Below are 15,340 nucleotides of genomic sequence, written 5' to 3' on the forward strand. Positions count from 1 at the left end.
GCCCCCATTACGGACTTTCACCGATTAGTACGTGCCCATGCTGGGCACACAATAGAAAAAAGATATCTTAGATTTTCTAGATATCTTTTTTTCTTTATTCTATACTATCAACTACATCTTAAAACAGATAGAATTTTTATTATAAATTTTCTTCATAAAATGTGAATAGGTCATTTAAATATTCTTTTAATATTTCATCATTCTCTCTAAAAAGTCCGTGCTTAGATCCTTCATTTCTTCTTCATAGTTTTCTTCTGATACATAAATGCTTTCTAATGAAGCTTTATCAAAAGCAAAAACCTGTTGATATGGTAATTCAAAACATATAGTCATTAACATCATCATAGTAAAAATAGCAATTGTTTTTTAATTTTTTTGCAGAGAATCTAAGTTAATATTACTATTGTTCTAATTTATATAATTTTATCTATAATTAAAATTTAAAATCAGAACATGGGCTTTGTTTATATACCTTGTCATAAACATTTTTTCTAAAATAGATAAATTCATCATTACTTACTTTATATGGATGTGTCATTATCTTTAATGGTAATAATTCATTTCCTATTTGTAATGGTAATTGTAGATAATCAAACTCGTTTAAATTAAATCCTAATCTTTTATAAAAATCAATTCTACGTATACATATATCATCATTAGGCAATTCTACTTCTAAATAAATAGGCTTGTTAGAGTTATGTATATATTCTTTTAGCAAATCCGTTCCCATACCTTTGCCTCTTAAACTAGTATCTACAGCAAAATGTTCTATAAAATTAAACTTATCAAATTCCCATGTCGCTATAAATCCTATAACTTTTTTATTTTCATCTTTTATTCCATATACATTATATAAAGTTTCATCAAAAATTTCTTTTTGACCTTCTTTGCTTCGTCTTTCTATATTAGGAAAAGACTTTTCTAATAAATTAAAAAAGCTCTCAAAATCATCCTTTTCAATTTTTTCTAAATTCTTAAACATAAATTTCTCCTCCAGTAAATATGACAATACTCATTAATGATTCTTAAAGTCCAATTACAATGCCACTTCACCTATTTCATATATTAACACGTATTTAAACAATTCTTAAATAAAACCACTTTTAATTATACTTTAAAAATGATTTTATTACAAAGTTTTGATTTTTCATTTCATTACCACTGTATACTAGGTTCCTATTTTTTATAAATTTAATCCTATATAATTTTTCATAATTAACTAATATATATTTAAAAGCTTATACGCCTTCAGCATATAAGCTTTTATAGTTTCATATTATAAATTTAATTTAATTACATAATAAAGACATAAAACAAATTATATCTAAAACTTAAGCTATTTGTTTGCTATTATAATGATTATAAATATAAAATGGTATCCCTATAAGCATTAATATGAATCCCCACATTACAGTTTCCGCTCCTGAACCATAAATAGTCCATATAGAATATGCAAATGCTAAAAGAGGAATCATTGATTTTTTTATAAATATTTTAAAATTAAATTTCTTTTCATCTCTAAATATAAGCATCATTTCTGCTGACACTGTTAATAAGTAAACAGGTAAAAATGATAATGTTGCTAATATAGTTATAAAAGTAAATGCAGATACCATGCTTTTTTGATAATTCATTATAAGTAGTATATTTACTAATACAGAACCAGCTATCAATGAATTTATTGGAGTTCCATACTTCGGATGTAACTTTCCAAAAAATTTAGGAAATACCCCATCAATTCCTGCTGCATATGAAACTCTAGCAGTTGATAATAACCATCCAATTGTTGTTCCTAAAATACAGATCACAACTGCAATAGTTAATCCTTTTCCAATTGAATGCCCAAATATGTTAGTTAATATATCTGTAAGTGGTGCTGAACTATTTGAAAGCTTTAAATTTGACATAGCTCCCATACTTCCAACGCTTATTAATATGTAAATAATAGATGCTATTATAAGTCCATATATTGTGCTCTTTCTAACATTTTTTTCTGGATCTCTTATTTCTCCTGCTGTAACTGTAGAACTTTCCAAACCTACAAATGCCCATAATGTTGATGTTGCTGCCAAAGGAATTGTAGATAATCCCTTACCTTGTGGCATAAGTGGCATTAAATTAATTTTATCAAAGTTTAAGAAAGCCGCTATTATAAATATTCCAAAAAATGCAATCTTAAACACAGTAACAAAAGTTTGAATCTTTCCTGCTTCTTTAACTCCCACTATATTTAATATAGTAAAAATCCATAACAATGAACTAGTATATATTATTGATGCTAATGGATTTTGAAGTGCAGGTATTATGGATGCACTATAACTAGATAAAGCGACAATAATTGCAGCATTTCCAATCCAAGACCCATTCCAATATAACCATGCACTTAAAAAACCTGTAAATTCTCCAAATGCTTCTTTTGTATATTGATATGCCCCTCCAGTAGCTGGATATCTAGATCCTAAGTTTGCAAATGAAATTGCTATTAATATAGAACCTATGGTCGTTATAATCCATGCTATTATTGTTGCAAGCGGTCCTGATAATTGGGCAAGAGTTGCTGGCAACATAAATACTCCTGAACCAATCATATTTCCACATACAAGCATAGTAGCCATAAATAGACTGATTTCTTTCTTCAAGTTGTTATTCTCCATTTTTTCCTCCTAATGTTGGACTGAAATTACAATATAAAATTTAACCTTTAACATCATAATTTTATCAGCTTCTCATCATTTGTCAATGCATTGTTTAATGTTTACATACAGTTACATAATTTAATATTATCAAAACTTCTGTTTACAAAGTATAATTTTATAATATTTCAATTTATAAATTGATTAATATATAATAAATTTATAAATTTCTCTTTATTATAAATTTATATACTACATTTCAAAATAATTTAACTAAGCTTCTTCCTTTTTTCCACACTTCTCATATAAAAAATTGCCTGTCCATTCGCATAAAAATCCTAATATTGCACCAACAAGTAATGATGGTATAAGATTCATCCAATCTCCATTAGCTGCAAATGTTGAAAATGATCCGACAAAAGCACCTGGTATAAATGCAAGTAAACTAATTTTAGATTGTATGCATAAGAAAAATGTAGTTACTATTGTCATGATTACTCCTGCCTGTGGAAAACCTAACATAGTTGATACCTTTATACTTAGCATTGCCCAGAATACTCCACTTAGATTTGTACATATAGCACTTTTAAATCCATGTTTTTTACCACCTGCTGCAAAAAAAGTAGTACAGCCAGCAAAACCAGCCCAAGCAATTAATCCAGCAGCATCAGCGCCTATCATCCAAACACCACAAAGTATTGCTGTAGTTAATGATAATGAAAATAATGAACTCATTATTATTCCCTCCTATAATATTAATTTAAGGTTATTTTTTATCAAAGTGTTTATATATGCATAAGCGAAGTCGACTGAGTAACTGAACTTTACCTATTGCATATTTAAAACATGACTTAATTATAAAAATAGCTGTGTTTAATCTTAAGGATTTTTAACACAGCTATTATTATAAATGAATAATTAAGAAATTTATAGAATTATTTCTCTTTCTTTCCCGTTATTTTTGAATTTTATTTCACCTTTACCTATAGCTGTAACTGGACATACAAGTGCACATAAATGACATCCAACACATCTATCTTTATTTACTTCTGGCTTTCTTTCTTCTTCGTTCCATTTTATAGCTTGATGAGCACCATCATAGCATGAAATGTAACATCTACCACAACCTAAACATTTTTCTTCGTCAACTTCTGGATAAACTATATATTCTCTATCTAAATCTTCAGCTGGAATAATATTTTTAACAGCTATTCCAACTATATCTTCCAACTTTTCAAATCCATTTTCATCCATAAAGTGAGATAATCCATTTATCATATCTTCTACTACTCTATATCCGTATTGCATTACTGAAGTAGTAACTTGAAGATTACTTGAACCTAATAATATAAATTCTAAAGCATCTTCCCATGTTTCAATTCCACCAATTCCACTTATAGGAACACCTTTTAATTTTTCATTCTTAGCAAGTTCATAAATAAATCTTAAAGCTATTGGTTTTACAGCCTTTCCTGAATAACCTGAAACAGATGATTTAGCATTAACTACTGGTTTCGCAGTCATTGAATTTATATCAATACCAGTTATACTTTTTATAGTATTAATTGTTGCAAGTCCTGTTGCTCCACCTTCCATAGATGCAATAGCTGGTACTGACATATCCCCTATGTTAGGAGTCATTTTAGCTAGTATTGGTAAATGAGTACCTCTTCTAGTTGCTTCACAATATTTTTTAACAAGTTCTGGATTTTGACCAACATCTGAACCCATTTCATGACTTGTCATTTGAGGACATGAGAAGTTACATTCTATCATGTCAGTGCCAGCCTCTGTTACAAGCTTTGCTAGGTCTTCCCATTCCTTTTCATTTTCTCCCATTATTGATGCTACTACAACTTTAGTAGGATAATTTTCTTTTAATCTTCTTAAATCATCTAAATTTTGTTGTAATGGATGATCTGATATTTGTTCCATATTTTTAAAACCAACAAATGAAGTTGCTTCTTTTCTTAAACTATCAAAGCGTGGAGAAACTTCATTAGGCATAAAGAAACCTATAGTTTTAAACATTACGCCTGCCCAGCCTGCTTCAAACGCCTTAGCACACATTTCATAGCAATTTCCTACTGGTGATGATGATAAGAAAAATGGATTTTCACATTTTACTCCACAGAATTCTATTGATAAGTCTTTGATAATACTCATTATCTAGCACCTTCTTTCTCGTTTAAATATTGATCTACTTTTTCTGCTGCTTCTTTTCCTAATTTAAGTGCATAAACAACTGTTTTATCCCCTTCAACTATATCTCCACAAGCAAATACTCCATCAATATTAGTTTCATATTCTTTAGTTGATATGATTCCCTTATTATTAATCTCTATATTAGCTATTGAATTTACTCCTTCTTGTTCTTGTCCAATTGCAAATATAATATTTTCTGCAGGTATATCTAGGTTTGAATCATCAAACATTCCAGTTCCTTTGAATCTTGAAGCATTACCATTTTCTCCGATAATTTCTTCAGGTTTAATTCCTGTAAAGATTGGTATATTTAAGTCTATTACTTCTTGAATACTCTTTCTTTCAGCTGGCATTTTTTCTATAGTTCTTCTATAGACTATTTTAACATCTTCTGATCCTAGGTTCTTAGCTGTCATTGCACAATCTATTGCAACATCTCCACCACCAATAACTATAATTTTATTTCCTAATTTATACTCTCCAGTTGACTTTACTTCTGCCAAGAAGTCTGTACCATTAATTACACCATTTAAATCAGAACCAGCTATTTTAACTTCTTTACTCTTTTGCATTCCACATGCAATTAAAAATGCTTTGTAGCCCTCTTTACTTAAAGAGTCTATCGTAACATCTTTTCCTATGTTTACATTAGTTTTGAACTCTACACCTATCTTTCTTATATATTCAATTTCATTATCTACAACTGCTTGAGGTAGTCTTTCTTCTGGTATTCCATAAGTTAACCAACCACCTAATTTTCCTCTTTTTTCAAACACTGTTACATTATATCCTAATTGTGCTAATTTAGTTGCTGCTGCTAATGCACTTGGACCTGAGCCAACTATAGCAATTTTTTCTTTATTAATTTCTACTTTGTTTAATATTTCTAAACCTAATACGTTTTCATAATCAGTTAAATACTTTTGAAGCTTTGCAATTTCTATAGGCTTGTCTATACTTGTTCTGCTACAAGCCCCTTCACAATATTTCTTAGTAGGACATACTCTTGCGCACACTCCTCCAAGTATATTATTTTCTCTTATTGTCTCAACAGCTCCCTTTAGATTTCTAAAACGAAGTGAACGAATAAATTTAGCTGGATTCGTTCCTATTGGACATGCTTGTGAGCACGGTGCATCATAGCATAGTAAACATCTTGAAGATTCTTCTATCGCAAATACTGGACTTATTAATTCTTCACTGTTTTTTTTCATTTTATTATTTTTATACAAAATAATCCCCCCTAAGTTGTGTATTAACAATATTATCTTAGTATTTAAGAAATACTATTATGTTTATTTATGATACTGTAATTATATGATAAACAAATGCGATGTTTTACTTTGCACTTTCTTATTATGTTAATGTTTACATCATCTATTTGTTAAAATAATCTTTTTTTAGATATTACATTGTAATTTTATACTTTTTTATATATTTTATTTATATTTTTTGTATTTTTGTATATTGTGTAAAATGTTTCAAGTAAAACAAAGCTATCTATTAAAACATTAATTTGTTATTCTAATAGATAGCTAATCTTAATTTATCACTACTTATATTGACAATTTGTATATCATATAAATTAGTATTTAATTATATTTCTTGATATTTTGAACTTCTTATATTTCTACATTTAAATTATTATAATTAAATTTTATATTATAGATCAAACTACTGTTTTTTATTTACAGCAGCATAATATGCTATTCCTATACCTATTGCTGCTACTATTATAATAGTTAAAAACATATAGTATCACCTCCGAAATTTTTTATATTTCTAGATTCATAGAAATATATTTGTTATCTTTAGTTTCTGCAATAATACTAAATATATTTATTATATATAATAAATATATTCATTAACAAATATTCTATTAATTACTATTTTATGCAACTGTAAAATTTACTGTGATTTCTGATTGATAAATTTTCTAGGAAATAATGATGTGGCATATGATTATTTTTTCTTTAGGGATCCTCATCATACCTTTAAAATACAATATTCTAGAAGGTATCCACAGATTCTTTAGTAATATAAATTCCTAAAGAATAAAAAAATCTATATGTTTGTTCTTTACGATCTAACAAACATATAGATTACACTAAGTATTTGAGTTATTTTATTTTTTCATTAGATTTTATACAAAATAATATAAAATTTAATTAGCTTATACATAATACAATACACTTAGTTTTTTATTTTTGAGTACTTTTTTAGTCATTTTTTTAAATTTTGTTCTATATTCCCAGTATCTGTAACATTATTTTCAGAATCATTATTTTTATCTTCTGTTATTTCATTGTTTTTATCTTCTGATTCTCCATTATCTGGTGTATTACCCTCTGGTTTAATTTCTTCGATTGGAGGTAATACTATTTCTGGCTTTGTTTCTGGAACTTCCTCTGGATCTTTATTTATTTCAGAATCTTTATTATCTTGTATTGGCTTTTGTACTTCTGGAGTTATTTCTTTTATTGGTTCCTCAACCTTATCTTTTTTAGGTACTGTGTTATTTTCTAAAGTATTTTTTGGCTTATCACTGTATTTATCATCTGATAAATTATTATTTGTTTCTGGCTTTTCTGAATTTTGTGCATTATCAGCTTTCCAATAAATACAATTTTCTTTATCCTTTATTAAAGAAGTAATTTCTTTAACAGGAATATTGTCAATTTTAGATTTTACAGTTTCATCAGCTGAAAGAGAAACTTCATATCTACCTAAACTTATGCCTTTAGTTTTTGCTTCTTCCACTGCTTCTTTACTGCCCTTTACATAAGTTACATTTTCAGTTTTAAAAGTTGTTTGAATGGCATCTTTTATTTGATTTTCGTAATTCTCATCTTCTTCGTTATCTAACAATGCAAAAGCAACTAATACTTCTCCCATTTGATTTAAATAGTCTTTTTCAACTAGAATAGCCTTTATTCCATCTATTCCTTTATCTATTTCCAAACCATTTACACTTGAAAAATCAATATTTTTACCGTCCTCATTAATGCCTTCAACCGCTACTATTTTCTTCTTATTATTAACATGTATTTGAATACTTGGATTTATATCTAAGCTTACTACAGCATATGCTTTGTTAAATGCTAATGGTTGAAAGAACGTAAATATAAGTAAGAATAATGCTGCAAATGTTCCAAATGTTTTGAATAAACTAATTTTATTAACACTTTTATTTTGATTAATATTCACTAAATCCTCTTCAAAATAAAATATTTTTTGTCCTAATTTCATTTCATCTTTTACTTTAATACTCTCTATGCTACCCGTATCATTCATTACTATTGCATATTCTTTTTTTATTTCCATTATTATTCCCTTACTCATCATTATCACCTACTTTCTGATCCAATTTTTTAGTGTCTTAAGATTTTTCTTAAATATAATCACTACTGAAATTATAAATTTTTTACTTCGTTTTACTACTTTTTCAGTAACAGAAAATCTAAGTACAATTTTCTTAATTGGTAATCTTTTTTTAATCTCCATAAAAGTTGTTAGTTCTTCTACTTCACTTATTTGCTTTGCTAAATTCATAGCATTTTCTCGTGTTGCTCTTTGCTTAGGTGCTTCTTCCACTAAATCTTCAAATGTAAAGCCATATAGCATTATTTCTGATTTTAATATATTTATGTCATCAACTAATAATCCATTGTCTTCTTCTTCTAAATATTCATCTTGAATTTCTATTCCTTTTTCAACTAGTTCTTCAAGAGATGAACATGAATGTTTATTTTGGCTTTTTAAATAATTTTTAATTCTGCTTGATATAACAAGCTTTGCAAATGGTAAGAAATAACCTTTATCTTTCTCATATCTTTCAACAGCCTCACAAAATGCAAGTAATGCAATACTTAGTTCTTCATCATTTTCACAAGACACATATTTACCAGTAACATCAGATATGCTTTTAATTATAAAAGGCATATGTTGTTCTATTAATTGGTTCACATCAAGGTCTTGTCCAATATTTAAATCTTCTAAAACACATTCGAGCATATTTAAGCTCCCTTCCTGTTCATTATTATATACAAAAAATATTAGTATTTTCGGTACTTTTTATTCCCAATAAATAAAATTTTCTAAAATATAATACATTGTATTACTTCATGATTATATATTACCATATATTTTTTAGTAAAGTAACATGTATAATTATATTTTATATGTATTAAATCTAATCAAATTAAAATTTAATTCATTATTTAATTGTTTATAAATATAAATCTTTTATTTATACTTTGTTACTAAATTTATGTATTTATTTTTATAAATATAAAAATATTACTAGGACTAATTAAAACCCTAGTAATATAATAATTAACTTATAAATATATAATGATTAAATACAAAGTATATTGAGAGTTATTAATACTTTAACTACAAATACCTTTAAAATTAAGGATGAATTATTGATACAGTACTTATAGCTAAATGCCCATCATTTTTATTATCTATTGTATTTTTAACAGTTGCTTCAAAAGGTATTCTTCCACATTCTTTAACACTATGTTAGTACTGTTCCCATCCAGTACTAACATAGTGTGCATTCTTTGTTACAATAGTATCTATTACATTTCCACTAGAGTTCTTAATTACTATTGCTGAGCTTCATCTAGATGAGACAAATCTGGTAAATCAAAGAATGCATAGAAGCTTAATACATCTCCAGCTTCAAAGGTTTATTTTAATATACTCTTAACCCCTGCATCTCCAGTTTTTAATAATGCAAATCCACAATCTCCATCCTATGGAATTAAATATACGTGTGTACTGCTGTTGTAAGAAGATACCGCTTATACCTTCATATCTTTATTATTATAATTTAAAAGTTGTTATAATAATTATTTCTATAATAATCTCTTCTATTGTATCTTCCTTGTTTATAATTATTATTGTAGTTATTTTTATTTTCAATTTGCTTTAAGTTCATTTCCACTTTATTAAAATATTGTTCTTTTTCACTTAATTCAGCTTCTTTTTCTTTAAGCTTAATTTCAACTTGCTTTAAATTATCTTCCACTTTATTTAAGTATTGTTCTTTTTCACTTAATTCAATTTCTTTTTCTTTAAACTTAATTTCACTTTGTTTTAAGTTATTTTCCTTTTCTTTAAGCTTAGCTTCACTTTGTTTTAAGTTATCTTCCTTTTCTTTTAAGTTATTTTCTTTTTTATTAACCATAATTGATAGATTATTTAATTTTCCCTCATTTTCTTTAATATTAACTTCCCTTTGATTAATATAAATTTCTTTTTCTTTTATTTTGATTTTTTCTTCTTTTATATCCAGTTCTCTTTCTTTTAATTCTAACTCTTTTTCCTTTAATTTATTCATCAATTCACAATCTGCTTCTCTATAAGATTCCTGCTCAATTCTCTTCTCTTGTTTATCTTTTTCATTTCCTGCTGACGTTGATTTATAATATATTTCATTTCTATTATCATTTACAGGCGTTGAAAAAGTTATTAGGGCCATAAAATTAATCCTCCTTTTTTGTTTTTTATAAATGTGTAGTAATTATGGATATTTGTAATTTCCTCATTTCTTTTATAAACTCACTAATACACTATATGTACTGAAAAAGATTTAGTTACATATGGCTTACATAATCAAAACATAGATATAAGAGGTTATCTGAAAAAATTACTACGCTTATATAGTATTTTAAGATAACCTCATATAAATTATTAATTTAAATAATTATTCTTTTTTATTTTCCCTAATACTATTAAAAATTAAGGATGAGTTATTGTTACAGCATCTATAGCTAAATGCCCATCAATTTTATTATCTATTGTATTTTTAACAGTTGCTTCAAAAGTGATTGTTCCACATTCTGTAAAAGTATAAGACTGAAGTTCCCAGTTATTACTAACATATGGTGCAGACTTTGTTGCAATAGTAGCTATTACACTTCCAGTAGAGCTCTTAATTAGTATTGCTTGAGCTTCATCTTTATGACTAGAATCTGGTAAATCAAAGAATGCATAGAAGCTTAATTTATCTCCTGCTTCAGCTTTGAAGGTTTGTTTTAATATACTCTTAACGTCTGCATCTCCAGTTTTTAACAATGCAAATCCACAATCTCCATCCTGTGGCTTTATATTGCCGCCTTTACTAGGTTTGTAAGAAGATACTGCTTCTACTGTTCCTCCTCCACTTGCTGGTATTGCAATCCAATTTTCTAAACTAGGATTTTTTCCATCACAGAATCCACCATTTTTTAATTTACTACAAGGTGAAAATTCTACTTGGAATAACATTGTTACACAAAATACTGAGTGACAAGGTAAACAAAATTCTGATGTACATGTTTCTACAGTTCCTGCAGTATTTTTATGGCATTCTCTTATTTCAAGAGTATATTTAGTTCCGCCCGCAAATTCAGTTTGTCCTGGAATAACTTCTTTTGCTTGTCCTGGTACTGTTACATCAAATACTTTAAAATTCTTTCCTATACAAAGATCCATAACTTTTAATGATGCATTATAAATATTAGAAAGGTCTAAAGTATCTATTACTGTTGGTCCAGTTGTGCCTGTTGGAGTATAGGTTTCTTCTCCATAATTTCCAAATATTAATGTAAAGCCTATATCATCGCCTTTTCCTGGATAACAATCTTTTTGGCAATTGCAATCTGCTTCTGAAAATACATGCTTATATGAAAAGACTTTTGTTTCAGATTTTATATATATTGGTTGTGTTAAACTTAAACAATTTGTATCTTGATACTTAAAACTAGCTTGGTTAACATAATTCACTTTTGCCATACTTATAATCTCCTTAATATATAACTTTTTAGCATAATTTATTTGCTACTTTAATTTATGTCGAAATAAGTAGATTAGTTACTCTATAAATTTAATATTAACTTCCCTTTGAATAATTTCCATTAATACCTTCTGTTATTTTTTCAAAAACTATTTTATTATATTTAGTGCAAATTTAAAAAACCTCCTTATGATAGTTTGTTTTGTAATAACTATTTAATCATAGGAGGTTTATTTTTTAGTTTTAATTTTTTCCAATATATATTTTGTTCGTGTCAACAAATATATATTTACTTTATACAACACTAGAGAGTAACTATGTATATTTTTAATTTCTTCATTCCTTATATAAACTCACTAATATACTATATGTACTAAAAAAGATTTAGTTACATATGGCTTACATAATTAAAACGTAACTAATAAAGGTTATCTGAAAAAATCACTACGCTTATATAGTATTTTAAGATAACCTCATATAAATTATTAAACTACACTAAAAATTCTCATGACATAGAATTTCTTCTTATATAAAATATATGCTGTAGCCCTTTATTTTCGTCTATTTTTTATTTAATCCTCAAATAACCATTTAACCAAAGAAAATTTTTCTTGTTTAGATCTACCATTATTACTTTCCTTTATAACCTTTTCTGAATTAGATAAATTTTGAATTCCCATAAGATTTATTTGCTTTTTTAAACTCTCGTTTTCTTTTTCTTTTTCAACTAATTTTTCTTCAATAGATATTTTTTCTTTATCCTTTAGTAGCAGCTTCTTCTCTAAATATCTATTTTTTTCTTTTAATCTATCCTTTTCATTTGTATATAACTTGATTTTCTCTTTTTCCTTATAAAATTGATATTGAAACTTTATTACTTGATTTTTTTCATACTTCATAGCTTCATTCAATCTTTCCAGTTCTTCTTCTGCAATTTTAAGTTTTGCTTGAGATTCTTCTTTTTCCATTTTAAGTATTTTTATTTTTGTGAAATAATCTTTTGGCTCTTCCATTTTATAATCCGAATCCTCTAAATTAGCTTTTAAATCACCTTTATCATCCTCTTGTGCGCTCATTGAATTTTCTAAGAGCTCTTGTAAAAACATTTGTTCTTCTCCATTTATACTAATTACATATATCTCATAGCAATAATGTTTATCTTGCTTATCTTCTAAATATTCTTGGTAAAATACTTTTATAGGCACTCCCTTATCAAAGTGCTTATATATCCTTGGACTACTAAAATTTTGACCATGATTTTTAGAAAAACATCCGTAAAGATTATCACCACAAATCCACAAAGCCCATAATGCACTCTTCAATAGTATTAATAAACAAGAATCAATCTTTTCACATTGAAACAGTATAATATTTTTTTGTAATCCGATTTCTTTATACTGATAAATTACTCTATTAATCTGATCATCTTGAGTAACAAACAAATAATGATGTCTGTTTTCATCTAAGCAAAAAGTAAAATCTATGTAAGGTAAGATTGATGTATATATGACTTCTTGCTTTCCCCATCGCCCTTCAATAATATGAAAATTTCTAGAAGTTAATTGATACCCCCCTGCTAACATAGTGTTTAATACTACTAGATTTGATTTAGGATCTTTATAAATACAATATGGAATTTTATTATAATAATCTAATTTACTAATTATTTGTGGACTACCAAATTTCACCCCATTTTCAGTAATTTGGTGAACTAATACTTCTGAATAAGTATGTTTATCTACTATGTTATATAACAAATGAATATGGTCTAAATGAAAGAATGCTCTAATATATACAGGCATAATTGAATCATACTTCATATGGAGGAGTGTTTTATAATTCCATTTTATTCCTTCTAATGTGCATAAAATAATATTACCACAAATATCCTGGCAGAAAACATTAATTTTCCCATTGCACTCCTCTAATACATAGAAGTATTTAAAACTTTCTTTGTAAATACTCTTCTTATCTGACCAGTTCTGTTTCATAAATATTTGATAATATACCCCTTTTTCACTATCATAAGAAAATTTTAGAAGTGTATCATCTTTCTGCTTGATCAAATAACAATCATATTTTTCGTTAACCATTATTTTCCCTCATTTTTTCACCTCTCCTTTGCCGCATCTCACAGTCCTTACAAAATGGAATAAATACTATTTCATCCACAATTGCTTTTGTTGAAATCAAAGCGCTAACATCAAACTTCAAATTCTTATTCATAATAATCGGAGTACTTGTTAATTTGGCAAAAGAATTGATTACAAATTCTACTCCCTGTTGTTCTGCATAAACAGGTATATATAATGTAGCTTTCTGAGTTCCCTCGAGTCTTCCTTCAATAATATATTTTCGCTGCTGTTCATCAGTACATCCTATGCAATATGGAATATAAAAATTATATTGTAGTATTGAATAATCTTTCCGACTATCTATAATCCTTCTATTTTTTGTTTCATTTATAATTTCACACTTTTTAAATACGATTTCTTCTATGTTTATAATTTCTCCCTCTTCTAAACATGCCTTAACTGACACTTCAGGAAAAATCATTTTTTCTTGATAATTTGATAAAACCTTCTTAGCAAGTATTGTAGTTCCATTTTCTTGTTTCAATTTATCTTCTGAATTCGTCAAAATAAAAGATTCATCTTGTACTTCAAATTTACTCTGACTAATCACTCCAATATCATATGGAAGACTATTATTTTGTTTAAATTTAAATGTACCTAAAATAGTATTACTAGAAGTATCTATTCTATCAATTACCCCCTTTCCATCATTACTCCTACTAGTTACAAGTAATGTTTTTTTATCAGGAGATAATCGAAGTCTTTGCAATTCTGTTAGAGTTGTTTTTATTGTTGCTACACATTCTCTTTTTAATATATTTATAACATCAATTCTATGTAATCCACTATTTGCTGCATATAAAAAATTTTCATTTTGCTCCAAGGCAGTAATAACAGATCCCTTTTCTAAATATATATATGAAATATTTCCGCTTTCAAGATCTAATACGGAAATATTACTTGTATAATTCGATCTATTAACTCCTTTATTGGAAATATAAACATCCTTTTCATTTTCTGCTATGAGAATGTAGTTCGGTGAAGTCCCAACATCTTTATATAACTTAATTAAATGGAAATCTGATGTATCATAAACTTTTATTTCATTTTGTAAAATATCCAATACAAATAATTTTTTCTTGTCCTTATCAAGTTTTAAACTATCTGCAGCAACAAAACCTGTTAAGCATCCAATCTTTTCACCAGTTTTTAAACTATAAATACATACTTCTTCAGTATCACAAACATAGATATTCTGAGTGATGGAATCCACTTGTATATTACCATTATTAGGCATATGCCATGTTTTATTAGAATCATATAAGTCATTAATGAGTGTGACTTTACCATTTCTATCACTGGCTATATACACATTGTTTTTTTCATCTACGATGATATTTTGTGGTCTTGGACCTATTTCAACCTCATTTATAATACAATAATTATCTCCATCAATAATAGACACCATGCCTGTGCCTAAGTTTGATACATAATAAATTGTCTTGTCTCTTTTATCAATCATAAAGTCGCCCTCCCCCTCAATTACTTATACTAAAGGATATGCTTTATGAGTGTTTATTATTCAATAAAATCGAGTAGGAGCTAAATAATTATTTTATTTAGCGTCCTCTCACACCACC

The 15,340-nt window shown here is 27.1% G+C and carries 12 protein-coding genes; all 12 read right to left on the reverse strand.

Going from position 1 to position 15,340, the window contains the following annotated elements; all coding sequences use genetic code 11:
- Positions 1-186 precede the first annotated feature (186 nt).
- A complete protein-coding gene (locus tag RYM86_RS17510; protein WP_315082090.1) occupies positions 187-345 on the reverse strand; it encodes a hypothetical protein in 159 nt (52 codons plus the stop codon).
- Between the two features lie 88 nt (positions 346-433).
- Positions 434-982 carry a GNAT family N-acetyltransferase gene (locus RYM86_RS17515; protein ID WP_315082092.1) on the reverse strand — a complete coding sequence of 183 codons (549 nt, stop codon included), beginning with the start codon at positions 980-982 and terminating at the stop codon, positions 434-436.
- A 349-nt stretch (positions 983-1,331) separates the two neighbouring features.
- Positions 1,332-2,654 carry an amino acid permease gene (locus tag RYM86_RS17520; RefSeq protein ID WP_315082093.1) on the reverse strand — a complete coding sequence of 441 codons (1,323 nt, stop codon included), beginning with the start codon at positions 2,652-2,654 and terminating at the stop codon, positions 1,332-1,334.
- A gap of 252 nt (positions 2,655-2,906) precedes the next feature.
- Complete coding sequence (locus tag RYM86_RS17525; protein WP_315082095.1) at positions 2,907-3,368, reverse strand: DUF1097 domain-containing protein; 462 nt, start codon at positions 3,366-3,368, stop codon at positions 2,907-2,909.
- 192 nt (positions 3,369-3,560) lie between these two features.
- Positions 3,561-4,799, reverse strand: coding sequence for an NAD-dependent dihydropyrimidine dehydrogenase subunit PreA (preA, locus tag RYM86_RS17530; RefSeq protein WP_315082096.1), 1,239 nt, complete (start codon positions 4,797-4,799; stop codon positions 3,561-3,563).
- A complete protein-coding gene (locus tag RYM86_RS17535; RefSeq protein WP_315082104.1) occupies positions 4,799-6,052 on the reverse strand; it encodes an FAD-dependent oxidoreductase in 1,254 nt (417 codons plus the stop codon). Before RYM86_RS17535 ends, preA begins: the two co-directional genes overlap by 1 nt.
- A 1,009-nt stretch (positions 6,053-7,061) precedes the next feature.
- On the reverse strand, positions 7,062-8,180 hold the full coding sequence (locus tag RYM86_RS17540; RefSeq protein ID WP_315082097.1) for an anti-sigma factor domain-containing protein: 1,119 nt from the start codon (positions 8,178-8,180) through the stop codon (positions 7,062-7,064).
- A gap of 9 nt (positions 8,181-8,189) precedes the next feature.
- Entirely contained in the window at positions 8,190-8,852 is a 663-nt protein-coding gene (sigI, locus tag RYM86_RS17545; RefSeq protein ID WP_012425291.1) for an RNA polymerase sigma factor SigI, read from the reverse strand.
- Between the two features lie 826 nt (positions 8,853-9,678).
- A complete protein-coding gene (locus RYM86_RS17550) occupies positions 9,679-10,329 on the reverse strand; it encodes a ribonuclease (RefSeq protein ID WP_315082099.1) in 651 nt (216 codons plus the stop codon).
- A 260-nt stretch (positions 10,330-10,589) separates the two neighbouring features.
- A complete protein-coding gene (locus tag RYM86_RS17555; RefSeq protein WP_315082100.1) occupies positions 10,590-11,624 on the reverse strand; it encodes a hypothetical protein in 1,035 nt (344 codons plus the stop codon).
- Between the two features lie 573 nt (positions 11,625-12,197).
- Complete coding sequence (locus tag RYM86_RS17560) at positions 12,198-13,718, reverse strand: hypothetical protein (protein WP_315082101.1); 1,521 nt, start codon at positions 13,716-13,718, stop codon at positions 12,198-12,200.
- Positions 13,711-15,222, reverse strand: a complete 1,512-nt coding sequence (locus tag RYM86_RS17565; RefSeq protein ID WP_315082102.1) for a hypothetical protein — start codon at positions 15,220-15,222, stop codon at positions 13,711-13,713. Before RYM86_RS17565 ends, RYM86_RS17560 begins: the two co-directional genes overlap by 8 nt.
- Positions 15,223-15,340: the final 118 nt, after the last annotated feature.

The sequence above is a fragment of the uncultured Clostridium sp. genome (assembly GCF_963527835.1).
Taxonomy (GTDB): domain Bacteria; phylum Bacillota; class Clostridia; order Clostridiales; family Clostridiaceae; genus Clostridium.

Bases quoted from the DNA above. Each gene is read 5' to 3' on its own strand.
- preA (WP_315082096.1), bottom strand. From the start codon at position 4,799: ATGAGTATTATCAAAGACTTATCAATAGAATTCTGTGGAGTAAAATGT.
- RYM86_RS17560 (WP_315082101.1), bottom strand. From the start codon at position 13,718: ATGGTTAACGAAAAATATGATTGTTATTTGATCAAGCAGAAAGATGAT.
- RYM86_RS17555 (WP_315082100.1), bottom strand. From the start codon at position 11,624: ATGGCAAAAGTGAATTATGTTAACCAAGCTAGTTTTAAGTATCAAGAT.
- RYM86_RS17520 (WP_315082093.1), bottom strand. From the start codon at position 2,654: ATGGAGAATAACAACTTGAAGAAAGAAATCAGTCTATTTATGGCTACT.
- RYM86_RS17565 (WP_315082102.1), bottom strand. From the start codon at position 15,222: ATGATTGATAAAAGAGACAAGACAATTTATTATGTATCAAACTTAGGC.
- sigI (WP_012425291.1), bottom strand. From the start codon at position 8,852: ATGCTCGAATGTGTTTTAGAAGATTTAAATATTGGACAAGACCTTGAT.
- RYM86_RS17550 (WP_315082099.1), bottom strand. From the start codon at position 10,329: ATGGCCCTAATAACTTTTTCAACGCCTGTAAATGATAATAGAAATGAA.
- RYM86_RS17535 (WP_315082104.1), bottom strand. From the start codon at position 6,052: ATGAAAAAAAACAGTGAAGAATTAATAAGTCCAGTATTTGCGATAGAA.
- RYM86_RS17510 (WP_315082090.1), bottom strand. From the start codon at position 345: ATGATGATGTTAATGACTATATGTTTTGAATTACCATATCAACAGGTT.
- RYM86_RS17525 (WP_315082095.1), bottom strand. From the start codon at position 3,368: ATGAGTTCATTATTTTCATTATCATTAACTACAGCAATACTTTGTGGT.
- RYM86_RS17540 (WP_315082097.1), bottom strand. From the start codon at position 8,180: ATGAGTAAGGGAATAATAATGGAAATAAAAAAAGAATATGCAATAGTA.
- RYM86_RS17515 (WP_315082092.1), bottom strand. From the start codon at position 982: ATGTTTAAGAATTTAGAAAAAATTGAAAAGGATGATTTTGAGAGCTTT.